This is a genomic window from Pseudomonas sp. HN8-3, from assembly GCF_020790195.1.
Lineage (GTDB): Bacteria > Pseudomonadota > Gammaproteobacteria > Pseudomonadales > Pseudomonadaceae > Aquipseudomonas > Aquipseudomonas synxantha_A.
Map to the genome: position 1 here is coordinate 2007885 of NZ_CP086206.1, position 17723 is coordinate 2025607.

The window sequence follows — 17723 nt, forward strand, 5'->3', positions numbered from 1 at the left end:
ATGGACACAGCATTGCCTCAATTGACTACCGCACGCCTGCTGTTACGAGCGCTTGAAATGCGTCAGACCGAGGTGCTTTTTACCCTTGCCGCCGTGCGTGACGACTGGGAGCGCTGTCTGTGAGCGGCGGGGTAGACCACGACCGGCGCCGGATACTTGGCGGGCTGGCGGTCGCTACCGCGTTTTCGATCCTCAGCCCGTTTGCGCGCAGTGCCGGGGTGGATTATCCGTTCACCCTCGGCGTGGCTTCCGGCGACCCGTTGCCGGATGGCTTTGTGATCTGGACGCGCCTGGCGCCGTTGTTCAACGCCGCGGATGGCCGTGGCGGCCTGAGTCGCTCGGTGCCGGTGCGTTGGCGGGTGGCCAGCGATGCGGCGATGACGCGTATTGTTAGGCAGGGGGAGGTGCTGGCGACGCAGCGTTTCGCTCACGCAGTGCATGTCGAAGTGGCGGGGCTGGCGGCGGATCGGCCGTATTGGTACCAGTTTGAAGGGCTCGGTGCGCAGAGCCAGGTGGGCCAGTCCCGCACGATGCCGCCGCTGCAGGCCATGGCATCGGCCCGGCTGGGGTTTGTGTCGTGCTCGCACTGGGAGCGCGGTTACTTCAGTGCCTACCGACACCTTGCCGCGGAGCGGCCCGACCTGGTGTTTTTCCTCGGCGACTATATTTACGACAGCTCCTACGCGGCGGATTCTGGCAAGGTTTTTCGTTCTCACGGCAGTGGCAATGCGCAAAGCCTGAGCGACTATCGCAACCGCTACGCGTTGTACAAGACCGATCCGGACCTGCAAGCCCTGCACGCCGCCGCACCCAGCGTGGCGACCTGGGACGATCATGAAGTGCAGAATGACTATGCCAACCGCTGGTCCCAGGATCCCAAGGTTGCGGTGGCGCAGTTTCTCCAGCAACGGGCGGCGGCTTACCAGGCGTTTTACGAACACATGCCCTTGCGCGCCAGTAGCGTGCCCAAGGGCGCGGACATGCGTATTTATCGACGTCTGGACTACGGCCGGCTTGTACGTTTCCATGTGCTCGACGGGCGTCAGTATCGTTCCGAGCAACCGTGCATCGCAGCCAATGGCAGCCACCAGGGGCATGTTGTCACCACCCCTTGCAGCAACTTGCGCGACCCCGCCCGCACGTTGCTCGGCTGGCAACAAGAAGCCTGGCTGGACCAGGGTTTTGCCCAGTCGAAGGCGCATTGGAATGTGATCGCCCAGGATTTGCTGGTGGCGCCGCTGATCCAGCGCGATCTCACCAACCACAAGCCGGGGCGCTGGACCGATGGGTGGGATGGCTACATGGCTAACCGCTCACGGATGCTGGCGTCGATTGTGCGCAATCGCGTGAAGAACCCGGTGTTCTGGGGCGGGGACATTCATTCGTTCTGGGCCACTGACCTGCATGAGAACGCCGACAACCCGGACTCGGCGGTGGTTGCCACCGAGTTCGTTGGCTCGTCGGTGACCTCCGACGGCCCGCCCTATGACGCTTTCATGAAGATCATGCCGCTCAACCCCCATGTGAAGTTCTTCGACAGCCGCCAGCGCGGGTATGTGTCGGTGGAGTTGGCGGCCGACAGCATGTTGACGAATTTTCGGGCGATCAGTGACCCGCGTGACCCGGCGGCGACGGTGTCGACGTTGAAGTCGTTCGTGGTCGAGCCGGGCAGGGCAGGGGCGATTGCCGTCTAGCCTATTTCTCTGTGGCGCATCGGTCCACTGTGGGAGGGGGCTTGCTCCCGATAGCGGTGGATCAGTTACAGGTAAGCTGACTGACACACCGCTATCGGGAGCAAGCCCCCTCCCACATTAGTTTCAATTTCATAGCGCACCGACAATGCGCCCTTTTTCTCCGATAGCGCCAGGATCGTCACCTGGCCCAGCTCGCTCAACGCTTGCACATGAGTGCCGCCACAGGCGTAAGCCGGCAATTCACCGAAGCCGACTTCGCGGGTGCCTTCATCCAGCGTCATATGCCGTGGATAGTCAGCGGCGATCCATTGGTTGACCCATTGCTGGAGCGTTTGCGCATCCATGTCTTGCGCGCTTTGGCCACGGATAAAGGTGATCTTGCCTTCGCCCGGCCAGTGGTGGGCCTTGATCGGCATCCAGCCCAGACGTTCGCCGGCGTTGCCGATCAAATGGCCCGCCGAATGCAGGCGGCTGTGCAAGGCTCGACGCTGTGCGTCGACTCGTGCAATGACCGGTCCAGGTTCCAGAGGCCGGTCGACGTAATGCACCACCTGTTCGGTTTCCTGCACGACCCGCAGTACCTGGCTATCGCCGAGCCAGCCGGTGTCGAACGGCTGGCCGCCGCCTTGGGGATGAAAAATCGTCGACTGCGCAATCACGGCGAATTGCTCTTCGTGCGGGGTGCAACTGAGCACTTCCAGCTCGGCTGTCAGGTGGTCATGGGTAAAAAACAGGCGCTCGGTCATGGTCTACATCCGCATCAGGGTTCTGTGGGCAGTATAAATAGTGCGCAGATGAGTGATAATCCGCTCAATTATCAATGGACCTGTGCGTCATGAGCATCAATCTTCCTTTGCCGTTGTTGGGTGAAATGGCGATTTTCGTCAAGGTCGTGGAAACCGGCAGCTTCTCCGAAGCGGCGCGGCAACTGAGCGTCTCCCCCTCGGCGGTGAGCCGCAGCATTTCACGCCTGGAGCAAGCCCTGGCCACGCGCTTGCTGCAACGCACAACGCGCAAACTGCGCCTGAGCGAGGGCGGTGAAGAGGTGTTCAAGCGTTGCCAGGAGATGGTCAGCGCGGCCCGCTCGGTGATGGAAATCAGCGGCCAGTTCACCGATGAAGCCGAGGGCCTGGTACGGGTCAGCGTGCCCAAGGCGGTGGGGCGGTTCGTGGTGCATCCGCATATGCCGGAATTTCTGCGGCGCTATCCCAAGGTGGATGTGCAATTGATTCTCGAGGATCGACACGTGGACCTGATCGACGATAACGTCGACTTGAGCATTCGCATCACTGACAGCCCGCCGCCGGGCTTGGTCGGGCGCCAGCTATTGCCCATCGAACACCTGCTGTGCGCGACGCCGCAGTACCTGGCCGAGCATGGCACCCCAAGCCATCCCCACGATTTGCTTGAACACAGTTGCATCTACCTGGGGGAAACGCCCGGCGATTCACGTTGGAAATTTCGCCAGGCCGGCAAGGCGGTGACGGTTGGCGTACGCGGGCGTTATGCAGCGAACCACACTGGGGTGCGGTTAGATGCGGTATTGCAGCATGTGGGGATTGGCAGCTTGCCGTATTTCACGGCGCGGCATGCGTTGGCTGCGGGCCAGTTGGTGCAAGTGTTGCCAGCGTGGGACTTTATTGCGTCTTACCATGGCGAGGCGTGGTTGCTGCATTCGCCAACGCGGTACCTGCCGCCGAAGTTGCGGGTGTTTATCGATTATCTGGTGGAGTGCATGGCCAAGGAGCCAAAGCTAAATGTGGGAGGGGGCTTGCCCCCGATAGCGGTCTGTCAGTCACCTTTACATTGACTGACCCACTGCTATCGGGGGCAAGCCCCCTCCCACATTTGAATCTCAGTGCTTGAAAAGTCAGTGCTTGCTCTGGTCCTGGGGCATGGCCAGCAGTTGCTTTTCCTGGTTCCAGTCGAACGGTTCGTCGTTCTGTTCGGCCTCATAGCGACGTTCTTCCAGGGCCTGGTACAGGTCCAGTTCTTCGTCGGGCATGAAGTGCAGGCAGTCGCCGCCAAAGAACCACAGCAGGTCGCGTGGCACCAAGTGGGCGATTTGCGGGTAGCGCAGGATGACCTGGCTCATCAGGTCCTGGCCCAGGTACTGGCTTTCGATCGGATCGATCGGCAACAGGGCGCGCAGTTCGTCGAAACGCTCCAGGAACAGCGAGTGGCTTTCCTCGGGTACCTGTTCGGCTTCGCCGACGGCAACCAGGATGCTGCGCAAGTGGTCGAGCAAGACGAGATGATCGGCAACGACGTTGGACACGAGATAAGGCCTCTAAAGCAAAAACGGGCGCGAGAGTATATGCCTCTCGCGCCCGTTTTTATATGACCGCCGGTATCAGCGGACTTTACCCTCAACCTGCATCAGCTCTTCCTTGCTGAAATCATCCACGTCAATCACCTTGCGCCGTGCCGCTTCGGCATCGCGCAGGGTTTGCGCTTCACCTGGTTGCAGCACGCCGGCATGCAAGGCGGCATCGATGGCAGACTCACCGGCAGTCGGTTTGACCTGCCCGCTTTTAAGCGCGGTATGCAGTTTTTTCTGCAACGGATGGCTGGCGCCGAGCAAATCGTAGGCATGTTGCAGAGCGCCTACTGGATCTTCCGCCGCTTGCGGTCGATAGCACCCGGCTAGCAGTTCTTCCAGGGTCGGGTCGCCCTTGGCACGACCGATTACCGCCGCCACTTCGGCATCCAGTGCATCGGAGGGCCCGGTATGCCGACGCCCGAACGGGAATACGATCACCCGCAGCAGGCAGCCGAGTACCTTGTTCGGGAAGTTGCTCAGCAGTTCATCCAGTGCGCGTTCCGATTCACCCAGGCTCTCTTCCATGGCCCAGGCAAACAGCGGCTCCAGATGGTCTGGCGAATCCAGGTCGTGATAACGCTTGAGCGCTGCGGACGCCAGGTACATATGGCTCAGTACATCACCCAGGCGGGCGGACAGGCGTTCGCGGCGCTTGAGCTCACCACCCAGCAGCATCATGCTCAGGTCGGCCAGCAGGGCAAATGCAGCCGCCTGGCGGTTCAGGGCGCGGAAGTAGCCCTGGCTCAAACGGTTGCCGGGGGCTTTTTCGAAATGGCCGAAGCCCAGGTTCAGCACCAGGGTGCTGGCGGCGTTGCTCACGGCAAAACCGATGTGTTGCATCAGCAGGCCGTCGAACTCTTTCAACGCCTGGTCATGGTCTTCGCGACCGGCCAGGGCCATCTCCTTGAGCACGAAAGGATGGCAGCGAATTGCACCCTGGCCGAAGATCATCAGGTTGCGCGAGAGAATATTCGCGCCTTCCACGGTGATGAAGATCGGCGCACCTTGCCAGCTGCGGCCCAGGTAGTTGTTAGGGCCCATGATGATGCCCTTGCCACCGTGCACATCCATGGCGTGGCTGATGCACTCGCGGCCGCGCTCGGTGAGGTGATATTTGAGGATCGCCGACAACACCGAGGGCTTCTCCCCCAGGTCAACGGCATTGGCGGTGAGCATACGCGCGCTGTCCATCAGCCAGGCATTGCCGCCGATGCGCGCCAGGGCTTCCTGGATACCTTCGAAGGCTGACAGTGGCACATTGAACTGCTCGCGCACCTGCGCGTATTGCCCGGTCACCAGGCTGGTGAACTTGGCGGCGCCGGTGCCGACGGCAGGCAGGGAGATCGAGCGGCCTACCGACAGGCAGTTCATCAGCATCATCCAGCCTTTGCCGAGCATTTCCTGGCCACCGATCAGGTATTCCAGGGGAATGAACACGTCCTTGCCGGAGTTGGGGCCGTTCATGAAGGCAGCGCCGAGGGGCAGGTGACGACGGCCTATTTCTACGCCGGGCGTATCGGTTGGAATCAGCGCGAGGCTGATGCCCAGGTCTTCTTCTTCGCCCAGCAGGTGGTCTGGGTCATGAGCCTTGAACGCCAGGCCGAGCAAGGTCGCGACCGGGCCAAGGGTGATGTAGCGTTTTTCCCAGTTCAGACGCAGGCCGAGGGTTTCCTTGCCTTGCCATTCGCCTTTGCAGATCACCCCGGTGTCGGGCATGGCGCCTGCATCGGAACCGGCCAGCGGGCCGGTGAGGGCGAAGCACGGGATGTCGTCGCCACGCGCCAGGCGCGGAAGGTAGTGGTTGCGTTGTTCTTCGGTGCCGTAGTGCAGCAGCAACTCGGCCGGGCCCAGGGAATTGGGGACCATCACGGTGGACGCAAGGTCACCGCTGCGGGTCGCAAGCTTCATCGCAACCTGAGAGTGCGCATAGGCAGAGAAGCCCTTGCCGCCATACTCCTTGGGAATGATCAGGGCGAAGAATCCGTGGGTCTTGATGTGCTCCCAGGCCGCTGGCGGCAGGTCCATGGCTTGACCGATCTCCCAGTCGCTGACCATGGCGCAGAGTTCTTCGGTGGGGCCGTCGATGAACGCCTGTTCTTCTTCGGTCAATTGAACCTTGGGGTAGGCCAGCAATTTATCCCAGTCGGGGCGCCCGCTGAACAGTTCGCCGTCCCACCAGACGGTGCCGGCATCGATCGCATCGCGTTCGGTCTCGGACATCGGTGGCAGTACTTTCTGAAACCAGCTGAACAGCGGCTTGGTGAAGTATTGGCGGCGCAGGTCAGGCAGCAGCAACGGCGCGGCCACCACGGCGATGAGCACCCAGAAGATCAGCAGCAGCCAGCCCGGCGCGTGGCTCCAGGCGCCCATCGCCAGCAGGTAGACGGCGACCACGCCCAAGGCGGGCAGGGGGGCAGTTCGGCGGTGTGCCAGGTAGGCAATGCCGACCACCAGCACCAGTATCCACAACAACAGCATATGCAATCCTCCGTGAAACCAGGGGCGAAACCACCAGGGAGCTTAGTCCGCATCCGAACAAGCCGGGTGATCAGGGTGTTACAAGTTGTACTGGGGATACCCATCAGCAGGCGCCGACATTTGGCGTAATCGTCGTTATCTCTGTGGCAGGCCTGTCGTTAAACTCCAGGCTCACTTCGGAGATCAAGCTTATGAATGCGTACTTGAGTCCCAGCCGCTTCATCGATAGTGACCACCCTGCGGTGGTGGAGTTCGCCGAAAAACATCGCGGAACCCGCACGGATTTAAGTGACCAGGCAGTCAGTCTTTATTACGCCGTACGTGAGGCGATTCGCTACAACCCCTACACCTTCAGCCGCGACCCCAACACATTGAATGCCAGCTTCGCACTGGCTGCCGGCGAAAGCTATTGCGTGCCCAAGGCCACCTTGCTGGCCGCCTGCGCCCGTCACTGTGGCATCCCCGCGCGCATTGGCCTGGCAGACGTGCGCAACCACCTGTCCACACCGCGCCTGCTTGCCCTGCTCAAAAGTGACGTGTTCGCCATGCACGGTTATACCGAGCTGTACCTGAACGGCCGCTGGGTCAAAGCGACTCCGGCGTTCAATCAGCAACTGTGCGACGTGTTTGATGTGCCGCCACTGGAATTCGATGGCTTGCATGACAGTGTCTTCCACGCGTTCAATCGCCAGGGCCGTCGCTCAATGGAATATGTGGTGGATCACGGGCAATTTGTTGACGTCCCCGAGGCATTCTTTTTCGCGCATATCCGCCAGTGTTACCCGCACTTGTTTGCCGACAATGCACCGACCCTGCTGGGCGATCTGCAGGACGATTTAAGCCGTGGCTGATCCGGCGTATGCTGCTGCCTTCATCCAGCCAAGTTCATCCACAATAAGGCGCGGTCATGCTGAAAATCTGGGGTCGTAAAAATTCATCAAACGTCAGGAAAGCACTGTGGTGCGCCGAGGAACTCGGCCTGGACTATGAGGCAATTGATGCGGGCGGGGCTTTTGGTGTGGTCGACACCCCGCAATATCGGGCCCTGAACCCCAATGGCCGGGTGCCGATGATCGAAGATGGCGATTTTGTGCTGTGGGAATCCAACACCATCGTGCGCTACCTGTGCGCCAAACAGGCATCGGACTTCTACCCCAGCGACCTGCAAGCCCGGGCCAATGCCGAAAAGTGGATGGACTGGACCACCTCCACGCTCGCCGACCCGTTCAAGGCGGTGTTCTGGGGGATCGTGCGCACCCCGGCTGACAGGCAAAACTGGGACAGTATCAATGCCGGGCGCCAAGCCTGTATCGACGCGCTCAAAACCGTCGAACAGGCCCTTGCCGAGCAACCCTACCTGTCCGGTCAGGCGTTCGGCATGGGTGATATCCCTCTGGGGTGCTTCATCTATGCCTGGTTCGAGATGCCCATCGAGCGGCCGGCAATGCCCCATCTGGAGGCCTGGTACCAGCGGCTGCAACAGCGCCCGGCGTATCGCCAAGCGGTGATGACCGCGTTGACTTAATACACACTATTAATACGGGTGACTGTACTTGTGCGGCATGGGCAAGCACCATGCCCGCATTGCATCGTCGGTTGAACTACCTGCGCTGTGCCCTCATCTATTCTTTCTATTCCCTTCTTTGGTGCGTATTCCGATATGAGTTCCGCTCTGTCCATCCGGCAGCTAACCAAAACCTACGGCAACGGTTTCCAGGCCCTGAGTGGTATTGATCTGGACGTCGCCGAAGGTGATTTCTTCGCCTTGCTCGGCCCCAACGGCGCCGGCAAATCCACCACCATCGGCATTCTCTCCACCCTGGTCAACAAGACCAGCGGCACGGTGAACATCTTCGGCCACGACCTGGACAAGTCCCCGGCGGCGCTCAAGCGCTCCATCGGTGTGGTGCCCCAGGAATTCAATTTCAACCAGTTCGAAAAGACCTTCGACATTGTTGTGACCCAGGCTGGCTATTACGGCATCCCGGCGAAAATCGCCAAGGAACGCGCCGAGCAGTACCTGACCCAACTGGGCCTGTGGGACAAGCGCGATGTGCCTTCGCGCTCGTTGTCCGGCGGCATGAAGCGGCGCCTGATGATCGCCCGTGCGCTGGTGCATGAGCCGCGCCTGCTGATCCTCGACGAACCCACTGCAGGCGTGGACATCGAACTGCGTCGCTCGATGTGGACCTTCCTCACCGAGCTGAACGAGAAAGGCATCACCATCATCCTCACCACCCATTACCTGGAAGAGGCTGAGCAGTTGTGCCGCAACATCGGCATCATCGACCACGGCACCATTGTCGAGAACACCAGCATGCGCAACCTGCTGGGCCAGTTGCATGTGGAAACCTTCCTGCTCGACCTGAAGAACAATCTGTCGGTGGCGCCGCACCTGCTGGGTTACCCAAGCCGCCTGGTAGATAGCCACACCCTGGAGGTGCAGGTGGACAAAGCCATGGGCATCACCGCGCTGTTCACCCAGCTGGCGACTCAGAACATCGAAGTGTTGAGCCTGCGTAACAAAACCAATCGCCTTGAGGAGTTGTTTGTGTCCCTGGTGGAGAAAAATCTGGCGAAGGTGGCGGTATGAGTTCCGAACTGCAACCCAACCTTGTCGCGCTGCAAACCATCGTTTATCGCGAAGTGAAACGCTTTACCCGGATCTGGCCGCAGACCCTGCTGCCGCCGGCGATCACCATGGTTCTGTACTTTGTGATCTTCGGTAACCTGATTGGCCGGCAGATTGGCGACATGGGTGGTTTCACCTACATGGAGTACATCGTGCCGGGCCTGATCATGATGTCGGTGATCACCAACTCCTACGGCAACGTGGTCTCCAGTTTCTTCGGCAGCAAGTTCCAGCGCTCCATCGAAGAACTCATGGTCTCGCCGGTGTCACCGCACACCATCCTGATCGGCTATACGCTGGGCGGTGTGCTGCGTGGCCTGATGGTCGGGGTGATCGTGACGCTGCTGTCACTGTTCTTTACCCACCTGCAAGTGCATCACCTTGGGGTCACCATTCTGGTGGTGGTGCTCACGGCGACGATTTTCTCGCTGCTGGGCTTTATCAACGCCGTGTTCGCGCGCAACTTCGATGATATTTCGATCATCCCGACGTTCGTGCTGACGCCGTTGACCTACCTGGGCGGGGTGTTTTATTCCATTACCTTGCTGCCGCCGTTCTGGCAGACCGTGTCGCTGGCCAACCCGGTGCTGCATATGGTCAACGCCTTCCGCTACGGCATTCTGGGCGTGTCGGATATCAAGATCAGCGTAGCGATCACCTTTATGATCGTGGCGACCGTGGTGCTGTATATCGGTTGTGCGCGGCTGCTGGTGAGTGGGCGCGGGATGCGTACATAAGTACTGAGCTTAATGCAGTAAAAATGTGGGAGGGAGCTTGCTCCCGATAGCGATCTTTCAGTCACTGCATGTGTGACTGAACCACTGCTATCGGGAGCAAGCCCCCTCCCACATTTGGTTTGTGTAGGTTTTTAGTTTTTCAGGGCCAGCTCTATCAGGGCATGCAGTTCTTCAACCGCCAAAGGCTGGGCCGAAAACAGAATACGAAACACCGTCGGCGCCGCGAGCAGGTTGATCAGCCGGTCCACGCTCGGTGGCGCTGATAGCGGATAGCGATCAACCATCACCTGCAACTGCCCGCTCAGGATGCTCACGCAATACCCCGGCGTCGGGCTGCTTTGCACGTCGCGCATCATATTGCGCCCAACGTCCGAACTCATCTCATCCAGATATTGCTCAGCCCAGGCTTGCAGGTCGCCGCGCAGGCTACCGGTGTTGGCCGGTTCGGTATCGGGGCGCATACGTGCCAGGGCGACGTCGGCGAGCAGTACTGACAGGTCGCCCCAGCGCCGGTAAATGGTCGACGGCGTGACGCCTGCGCACGCCGCAATCATTGGCACGGTGACACCGGAACGCTCATGGGTTTCCAGCAATTGGCGCACCGCCCTGTGGACGGATTCTTGTACCCGGGCACTACGGCCCCCCGGGCGGAGGCCTTCTTTGATTGCCATGGCTAAAACCTTAACACAAAGAATTTGCTTTAAGCGTCAGCGAGTAGCACACTCCACAAAAGCAAAATATTAGCTTTAGCGGAGTGTGCCATGATCAGCGTCAATTCCCAGCGGTCCAGCCTGACGTTCCTCGTGATCACAGTGTTGACCTTTCTCGCCGCCTCCAGCGCGCCGACGCCGTTGTACCAGGTGTATCAGGACAACCTGCATTTTTCGGCCGCGATGCTGACGGCTATCTTTGGCGTCTATGCCCTAAGCCTGTTGGCGGCGCTGCTGACGGTGGGTTCGCTTTCCGATTACCTGGGGCGCAAGCCGGTGATCTTTGCCGCGTTGCTGCTGAATATCGTAGCGATGCTGCTGTTTATCAACGCGGACAGTACGGCCTATCTGCTCGCTGCACGTGCATTACAGGGTTTTGCGACCGGTACTGCCACAGCGGTGCTGAGTGCGACGCTGCTCGATACTGACCGGGTGCGCGGCCCGATGCTCAACAGCCTTGCGCCGATGCTGGGCATGGCCAGTGGCGGGCTGGGTAGCGGTTTGCTGGTGGAGTACGCGCCACGGCCGACGCAATTGATCTATCTCACTCTGCTGGGTTTGATGGTGCTGCAGGCCGTGTATGTCTGGCGGTTGTCCGAGACGGTCAGTCGTATACCGGGGGCCTTGAAGTCCCTGGCGCCCACCCTGCATGTGCCACCGCAAGCGCGCCGGGCCTTGTGGTTGGCGATGCCGTTGAATGTGGCGGTATGGGCGCTGGGTGGGTTCTTTTCTTCTTTGGCGCCTTCGCTGGTGCGGGTCGCCACCGGGTCGACCTCGCATTTGATCGGCGGGGGGCTGGTCGCGGTGGTCACGTTAAGTGGCGCGGTCATGATCTACAGCCTGCGCAACCGTGCGGCTGACAAGGTCATGCGCCTGTCGGCGGCGTTGCTGGCCGTCGGCATGGGGCTGTTGCTGGTTGCCGTACAGACGGCCAGCCTGTGGTTGTTCTTTGTCGCCAGTGTGATCGCCGGCTTTGGTTTCGGCGGCGGCTTTATGGGCAGCGTGCGCAGTATCGTCGGGTTGGCGTTGCCCCATGAGCGCGCGGGGTTGATGTCGGCATTCTATGTACTGAGCTACCTGGCATTCTGCGTACCGGCGTTGGTGGCGGGCAATCTGAGCCGGGAGTTTGGCCTCGTCGTCACCACCGATGGCTACGCTGCGGTCCTTATTCTGTTGGCGTTGGGGGCTCTTGGCGGGCAGTTGTGGCAGGGCTCTGCCCGGGGCCGGGCAGCTGCGTAGATATGGCAAATATCTATAAAGTAGATAACAGTTAGAGATATTACCCGTTATATAGATATTCATTCAGGTTCTACCATGACCTCAACCTCATGCGAGGAAGAGGATCAAATCATGACCTGCTCGACCACCCACCGTTACAAACCTTTCAGCCACCTGACCCGTCCCCGGGAAGTGATTCGCCAGTTCACCCCGAACTGGTTTGCCGCCACCATGGGCACCGGGGTGCTGGCGCTGGCCCTGGCTCAGTTGCCGGTCACTTTGCCAGGCTTGCACGCTGTCGCTGAAGGCCTGTGGATGTTCACCATCGGCCTGTTCGTGTTGTTCAGCGTGTTGTATGCCGCCCGTTGGGTGATGTTTTTCCACGAGGCGCGGCGCATTTTCGGGCACTCCACGGTTTCGATGTTCTTCGGCACCATCCCCATGGGGCTGGCGACCATTCTCAACGGATTGCTGTTGTTCGGCCTGCCACGTTGGGGCAGTGATGTCATCCCGTTGGCCGAAGCCCTGTGGTGGCTGGACGTGGCCATGTCCCTGGCCTGCGGCGTACTCATCCCGTTCATGATGTTCACCCGCCAGGAGCACAGCATCGACCAGATGACCGCCGTCTGGCTGTTGCCCGTGGTGGCGGCCGAAGTGGCGGCGGCCAGCGGCGGCTTGCTCGCGCCGCACCTGGCCGATGCCCATGCGCAACTGGTGATGCTGGTGACCAGCTACGTACTATGGGCGTTTTCCCTGCCGGTGGCGTTCAGCATCCTGACCATCCTGATGCTGCGCATGGCCTTGCATAAATTGCCCCACGCCAATATGGCGGCGTCGAGCTGGTTGGCGCTGGGGCCGATTGGTACCGGTGCCTTGGGCATGTTGCTGTTGGGGGGCGATGCGCCAGCGATCTTCGCCGCCAATGGCCTGGAGAATGTCGGTGAAATGGCCCATGGCCTGGGCCTGATTGCAGGTATCACCCTATGGGGTTTTGGCCTGTGGTGGATGTTGATCGCCGTGCTGATCACCCTGCGTTACCTGCGCGCCGGGATCCCGTTCAACCTGGGCTGGTGGGGCTTCACCTTCCCGCTGGGGGTTTACGCCTTGGCCACGCTGAAACTGGCGAACGTGTTGCATTTGGGGTTCTTCAGCATCTTCGGCAGTGCGCTGGTGGTGGCGTTGGCGTTGATGTGGCTGATCGTGGCCAAGCGCACCGTGCAGGGGGCTTATAAAGGCGAGCTTTTTGTTTCGCCCTGCATTGCAGGACTAGCGAATAAGTAAGCAGGATTAGGTAAAGTCGTGGCCTGATAAATAAAGGCCACGCAGGAACACGGACGACGATGAGCCATCCTTCCCAATTCACCTTGCTGCGCACACGGCGTTTCTTGCCGTTTTTCATCACCCAGTTGCTGGGCGCGTTCAACGATAACATCTTCAAGCAATCGCTGATCCTGGCCATCCTTTACAAGCTCAGCATCGAGGGCGACCGCTCTATCTGGGTCAACCTGTGCGCCTTGTTGTTTATCCTGCCGTTCTTTTTGTTCTCGGCACTGGCCGGACAGTTTGGCGAGAAATTCAACAAGGACGCGTTGATCCGTGCGATCAAGATCGGCGAGATCGTGATCATGGCCGTCGGCGCGGCGGGCTTCCTGACCAATCATCTTGAATTGATGCTGTTGGCGCTGTTTGCCATGGGCACCCACTCGGCGCTCTTCGGCCCGGTGAAGTACTCGATCATGCCTCAGGCATTGCACGACGACGAGCTGGTCGGCGGTAACGGCCTGGTGGAAATGGGCACGTTCCTGGCGATCCTGGCCGGCACCATTGGTGCCGGGATCATGATGTCTTCCACCCATTACGCGCCGGTGGTGGCGGTGGCGATTGTCGGCGTGGCGGTGCTGGGTTACCTCGCCAGCCGCAGCATCCCGCGCGCGGCGGCTTCGACGCCGCAACTGCGCCTGGACTGGAATATCTTCACCCAGTCCTGGGCGACGTTGCGCATGGGCCTGGGGCAGACGCCGGCGGTGTCGCGTTCCATTGTCGGCAACTCGTGGTTCTGGTTTGTCGGTGCGATCTATCTCACGCAAATCCCGGCGTACGCCAAGGAGTGGTTGTACGGCGACGAAACCGTGGTGACCCTGATCCTCACAGTTTTCTCCGTGGGCATCGCCCTGGGCTCGATGCTGTGCGAAAAGCTTTCCGGGCGTAAGGTGGAAATCGGCCTGGTGCCTTTCGGCTCGTTTGGCCTGACGGTGTTCGGCCTGCTCCTGTGGTGGCACTCCGGCGGCTTCCCGCAGAACGTCCAGGCCAACGATTGGCTCGCGGTGCTCAGCTACGGCCAGGCCTGGTGGGTGTTGTTCGATATCCTCGGCCTGGGCGTATTCGGTGGCTTCTATATTGTGCCGCTGTATGCGCTGATCCAATCGCGCACTGCCGAGAACGAACGGGCACGGGTTATCGCGGCCAACAACATTCTCAACGCATTGTTCATGGTGGTCTCGGCCATCGTTTCGATCCTGCTGTTGAGCGTGGCCAAGCTGTCGATCCCCGAGTTGTTCCTGGTGGTGTCGCTGCTCAATATTGCGGTCAACACCTACATCTTCAGGATCGTCCCCGAATTCACCATGCGCTTCATGATCTGGCTGCTCAGCCATTCCATGTACCGCGTGGAGCATCGCAACCTGGAGGCTATTCCGGATGAAGGCGCGGCGTTGCTGGTGTGCAACCATGTGTCGTTTGTCGATGCGCTGTTGATCGGCGGCGCGGTGCGTCGGCCGATTCGCTTTGTCATGTACTACAAGATCTACCGTTTGCCGGTACTCAACTTTATCTTCCGCACCGCCGGGGCGATTCCGATTGCCGGGCGCCATGAGGATATGGAGATCTACGAACAGGCGTTCGCGCGGATTGCCCAGTATCTGAAGGAAGGTGAGTTGGTGTGCATCTTCCCGGAAGGCAAGCTGACAGCCGATGGCGAGATCAATGAATTTCGTGGTGGGGTGACGCGCATTCTGGAGGAGACACCGGTGCCGGTGATTCCGATGGCGTTGCAGGGGCTGTGGGGGAGTTTCTTCAGTCGCGATCCGCACAAGGGCTTCTTTCATCGGATCTGGTCGCGGGTGGTGTTGGTGGCGGGTGAGCCGATTGTTGTGGAGGCGGCAACGCCAGTGCAGTTGCAGGCAGTAGTGGGTGGTTTGCGGGGGAGTGTCAGGTAGTTTTCGTTGTTTGTCAGTGCCTCATCGCAGGCAAGCCAGCTCCCACCTTTTGAATTGTGAATACAGTCAAATGTGGGAGCTGGCTTGCCTGCGATAGCGTAGTGGCTTAAGTGGAAATTTTGAGCCCAATCAGCCCGCAAATAATCAACGCCACACTCGCCAACCGAAACAACGCCATGGACTCCCCAAACAGGATAATCCCGGCAATCACGGTGCCCACGGCACCGACGCCGGTCCAGATCGCATAGGCGGTGCCCAGCGGCAACTCTTTCATGGCCAGCCCCAGCAACCCAAGGCTGACGGCCATGGCGGCAATCGTCAGGGCGGTGGGCAGTGGCTTGCTGAAACCGTCGGTGTATTTCAGGCCGACGGCCCAGCCAACTTCAAACAACCCGGCAAAAAACAGAATGATCCAGGACATGATGACCTCGCTTCTACAAAGTGGGGTCGTCCCCTGGTAAGCGCCTGATAGCGTCGCGAGGTCGTCCTCGCGAAGCTTGGTAGAGTGCCGAAAACGGATCAGGCGATCAAGCTTACGGGGCGGTTTCCAGGGCGCGACGGTCTTCCTTTTCGCTCATGCGGCGGAAATACGTCGACAGCAATGCGCCGGAAATATTGTGCCAGACACTGAACAACGCACTGGGAACCGCCGCCAGCGGCGAAAAGTGCGCACTGGCCAGCGCGGCACCCAGCCCGGAGTTCTGCATACCGACTTCCAACGCCAACGACTTGCGTTGCGCCAGCGGCAACTTGAACAAGCGCCCGGTGAAGTAGCCCAGCAGGTAACCGAAGCTGTTGTGCAGCATCACCACCGCCATGATCAGCAGGCCCGATTCGGCGATCTTCGCCTGGCTTGCGGCAACCACGGCCGCGACGATGATCACAATACTGACCACCGACACCAGCGGCAGCACGTCCACCGCATGACGAACCCGCTCGCCCAGCACCCGTTGCGCCACCACGCCGAGCACAATCGGCAGCAGCACCACTTGCAGGATCGACCAGAACAGCTCCATGAACGATACCGGCAGCCAGGCCGAGGCCAGTAGCCAGATCAACGCAGGTGTGAGCAGTGGGGCGAGGAGGGTGGTGACGGCGGCAATCGCCACCGACAACGCCAGGTCGCCGCGGGCCAGCCAGGTCATCACGTTGGACGAGGTGCCGCTTGGGCAGCAGCCGACCAGGATCACGCCGACGGCAATTTCCGGCGGCAGGTGAAAGACCTGGCACAACAACCATGCCACGCCCGGCATGATCACAAAATGCGCGACCACGCCCAAGGCCACGCGCCATGGATGGCGAGCGACTTCGGCGAAGTCTTCAAGTTTCAAGGTCAGCCCCATGCCGAACATCACCAGGCCCAGCAGCGGGACGATGGCGCTTTTCAGGCCGATGAACCAGCTGGGTTCGAGGAAGGCGAGCACGGCAAATATCAACACCCAGTAGGCGAAGGTATTGCCGACGAAGCGGCTCAAGGCAGCGAGTGCACGCATGGGGATGTCCTTGTTATTAGAGTGTTGAATAGGGCGACGCGATCAAATGTGGGAGCTGGCTTGCCTGCGATAGCGGTGTATCAGTCGGCACTACTCTGGCTGACACTCCGTTATCGCAGGCAAGCCAGCTCCCACACTGACCGTGCCCACATTGGATCGGTGTTGTTTAGATGCCCTGTGGGGTTTCTTCCCCGCCCAGCGCTTCCACCAACGCCGGCAGGAACTCACCGAAGGTCAGCATCATCAAGGTAAAGCTGGCATCCAGTTGGCCCAGGGCTTCGTCGCCGCCGTCCTGTTCCGCCTGGTCTTGCAGCAGGTCTTCGAATTTCAGGCGTTTGACGGTCATCTTGTCATCGAGCATGAAGGACAGCTTGTCCTGCCACGCCAAGGACAGTTGGGTCACGACCTTGCCGGTGGTAAGGTGCAGTTGGATCTCTTCGCCGGTCAGGTCCTGGCGCTTGCAGCGCACGATGCCGCCGTCTTCATGGGTGTCGCGCAGTTCGCATTCGTCGAGGACGAAGAAGTCATCGGCCGGTTTCTGGGTAGTGACCCAGTCGGTCATGATTGCGGTCGGTGCGGTTTTTACCGTCAGCGGACGGACGGGCAGGGTGCCGATCACTTCACGCAAGGTCGACAGCAGATCTTCAGCACGCTTGGGACTGGCCGAGTTGACCAGGATCAGGCCCTGTTTCGGCGCGATCGCAGCAAAGGTCGACGAGCGACGAATAAAGGCACGCGGCAGGAAGGCCTGGATGATTTCATCCTTGATCTGGTCGCGCTCCTTCTTATAGACCTTGCGCATTTGCTCGGCTTCGATCTCTTCGACTTTCTCTTTCAGTGCGTCACGCACCACGCTACCTGGCAGGATGCGTTCTTCCTTGCGCGCGGCGATCAGCAAAAAATCTCCGCTGACGTGAACCAGGGGAGCGTCTTCACCTTTACCGAAGGGTGCAACGAAACCGTAAGTGGTCAACTCCTGGCTTGCACACGGGCGCGCCAGCTTGGTGGCCATGGCCGCTTCCAACGCCTCGGCATCAACAGGCAGATCTTGGGTCAGGCGATAGATAAGCAGGTTCTTGAACCACATGGGGTGAGTCTCTCCTCTATACAAAGGGGGGCATTATTCTCTTGATCACGCCGTAGGCCAACCCTGCCTAAGCCATTGGAAGGGCTGAAAAAAAAGATTTAAGAAAGTGCTTGCCAGACATGGGGTCGCTACGTAG

At 60.0% G+C, this 17723-nt stretch carries 17 protein-coding genes; 10 read left to right on the top strand and 7 right to left on the bottom strand.

Annotated elements, in window-relative coordinates; all coding sequences use genetic code 11:
- Together LJX92_RS26980 and LJX92_RS09145 are read left to right on the top strand one after the other, a co-directional pair.
- Positions 1-123: a hypothetical protein gene (locus tag LJX92_RS26980; RefSeq protein ID WP_256584633.1), complete on the top strand. Its 123-nt coding sequence runs from the start codon at positions 1-3 to the stop codon at positions 121-123.
- Positions 120-1694 carry an alkaline phosphatase D family protein gene (locus tag LJX92_RS09145; protein WP_228309623.1) on the top strand — a complete coding sequence of 525 codons (1575 nt, stop codon included), beginning with the start codon at positions 120-122 and terminating at the stop codon, positions 1692-1694. Before LJX92_RS26980 ends, LJX92_RS09145 begins: the two co-directional genes overlap by 4 nt.
- 65 nt (positions 1695-1759) lie before the next feature.
- On the opposite strand, the gene LJX92_RS09150 is transcribed toward LJX92_RS09145, so the two are convergent.
- On the bottom strand, positions 1760-2440 hold the full coding sequence (locus LJX92_RS09150; protein WP_032877045.1) for a serine-tRNA(Ala) deacylase AlaX: 681 nt from the start codon (positions 2438-2440) through the stop codon (positions 1760-1762).
- A gap of 89 nt (positions 2441-2529) precedes the next feature.
- Here LJX92_RS09150 and LJX92_RS09155 point away from each other — a divergent pair, with 89 nt between their 5' ends.
- Complete coding sequence (locus tag LJX92_RS09155; protein WP_050549327.1) at positions 2530-3504, top strand: LysR family transcriptional regulator; 975 nt, start codon at positions 2530-2532, stop codon at positions 3502-3504.
- Positions 3505-3564: 60 nt separating this feature from the next.
- Here the strand turns inward: LJX92_RS09155 and LJX92_RS09160 are convergent, their stop codons facing one another.
- Both LJX92_RS09160 and LJX92_RS09165 read right to left on the bottom strand, forming a co-directional pair.
- Entirely contained in the window at positions 3565-3972 is a 408-nt protein-coding gene (locus tag LJX92_RS09160) for a PA2817 family protein (protein WP_003190109.1), read from the bottom strand.
- Positions 3973-4047: 75 nt separating this feature from the next.
- A complete protein-coding gene (locus LJX92_RS09165) occupies positions 4048-6495 on the bottom strand; it encodes an acyl-CoA dehydrogenase (protein WP_032877043.1) in 2448 nt (815 codons plus the stop codon).
- Positions 6496-6686: 191 nt separating this feature from the next.
- On the opposite strand from LJX92_RS09165, the gene LJX92_RS09170 reads away from it, so the two are divergent.
- The 4 genes from LJX92_RS09170 (at position 6687) to LJX92_RS09185 (ending at position 9864) form a co-directional block, all read left to right on the top strand.
- Positions 6687-7346 carry a transglutaminase-like domain-containing protein gene (locus tag LJX92_RS09170; protein ID WP_228309626.1) on the top strand — a complete coding sequence of 220 codons (660 nt, stop codon included), beginning with the start codon at positions 6687-6689 and terminating at the stop codon, positions 7344-7346.
- A 56-nt stretch (positions 7347-7402) separates the two neighbouring features.
- A complete protein-coding gene (locus tag LJX92_RS09175) occupies positions 7403-8020 on the top strand; it encodes a glutathione S-transferase family protein (protein WP_228309628.1) in 618 nt (205 codons plus the stop codon).
- 135 nt (positions 8021-8155) lie between these two features.
- The gene (locus LJX92_RS09180; RefSeq protein ID WP_032877040.1) at positions 8156-9088 is read left to right on the top strand and encodes an ABC transporter ATP-binding protein; all 933 of its coding nucleotides are present in this window, start codon (positions 8156-8158) and stop codon (positions 9086-9088) included.
- Positions 9085-9864: an ABC transporter permease gene (locus LJX92_RS09185; RefSeq protein ID WP_005786689.1), complete on the top strand. Its 780-nt coding sequence runs from the start codon at positions 9085-9087 to the stop codon at positions 9862-9864. The genes LJX92_RS09180 and LJX92_RS09185 overlap by 4 nt, the downstream gene beginning before the upstream one ends.
- Positions 9865-9995: 131 nt before the next feature.
- On the opposite strand, the gene LJX92_RS09190 is transcribed toward LJX92_RS09185, so the two are convergent.
- Entirely contained in the window at positions 9996-10535 is a 540-nt protein-coding gene (locus tag LJX92_RS09190) for a TetR/AcrR family transcriptional regulator (protein ID WP_032877039.1), read from the bottom strand.
- Positions 10536-10625: 90 nt separating this feature from the next.
- Between LJX92_RS09190 and LJX92_RS09195 the strand changes: the two genes are divergently transcribed.
- From LJX92_RS09195 to LJX92_RS09205, 3 genes are all read left to right on the top strand, one after another.
- Positions 10626-11813 carry an MFS transporter gene (locus LJX92_RS09195; protein WP_032877038.1) on the top strand — a complete coding sequence of 396 codons (1188 nt, stop codon included), beginning with the start codon at positions 10626-10628 and terminating at the stop codon, positions 11811-11813.
- A 111-nt stretch (positions 11814-11924) separates the two neighbouring features.
- Entirely contained in the window at positions 11925-13073 is a 1149-nt protein-coding gene (locus LJX92_RS09200; protein ID WP_032877036.1) for a TDT family transporter, read from the top strand.
- Between the two features lie 59 nt (positions 13074-13132).
- Positions 13133-15007 (top strand): MFS transporter, encoded by a 1875-nt coding sequence (locus tag LJX92_RS09205; protein WP_228309629.1) that lies wholly within the window; start codon positions 13133-13135, stop codon positions 15005-15007.
- Positions 15008-15113: 106 nt separating this feature from the next.
- On the opposite strand, the gene sugE is transcribed toward LJX92_RS09205, so the two are convergent.
- From sugE to rdgC, 3 genes are all read right to left on the bottom strand, one after another.
- The gene (gene sugE / locus LJX92_RS09210; protein ID WP_010211634.1) at positions 15114-15428 is read right to left on the bottom strand and encodes a quaternary ammonium compound efflux SMR transporter SugE; all 315 of its coding nucleotides are present in this window, start codon (positions 15426-15428) and stop codon (positions 15114-15116) included.
- A gap of 112 nt (positions 15429-15540) precedes the next feature.
- Entirely contained in the window at positions 15541-16500 is a 960-nt protein-coding gene (locus LJX92_RS09215; protein ID WP_032877033.1) for a bile acid:sodium symporter family protein, read from the bottom strand.
- A 166-nt stretch (positions 16501-16666) separates the two neighbouring features.
- Entirely contained in the window at positions 16667-17587 is a 921-nt protein-coding gene (gene rdgC, locus LJX92_RS09220; RefSeq protein WP_003172886.1) for a recombination-associated protein RdgC, read from the bottom strand.
- Between the last annotated feature and the right edge of the window lie 136 nt (positions 17588-17723).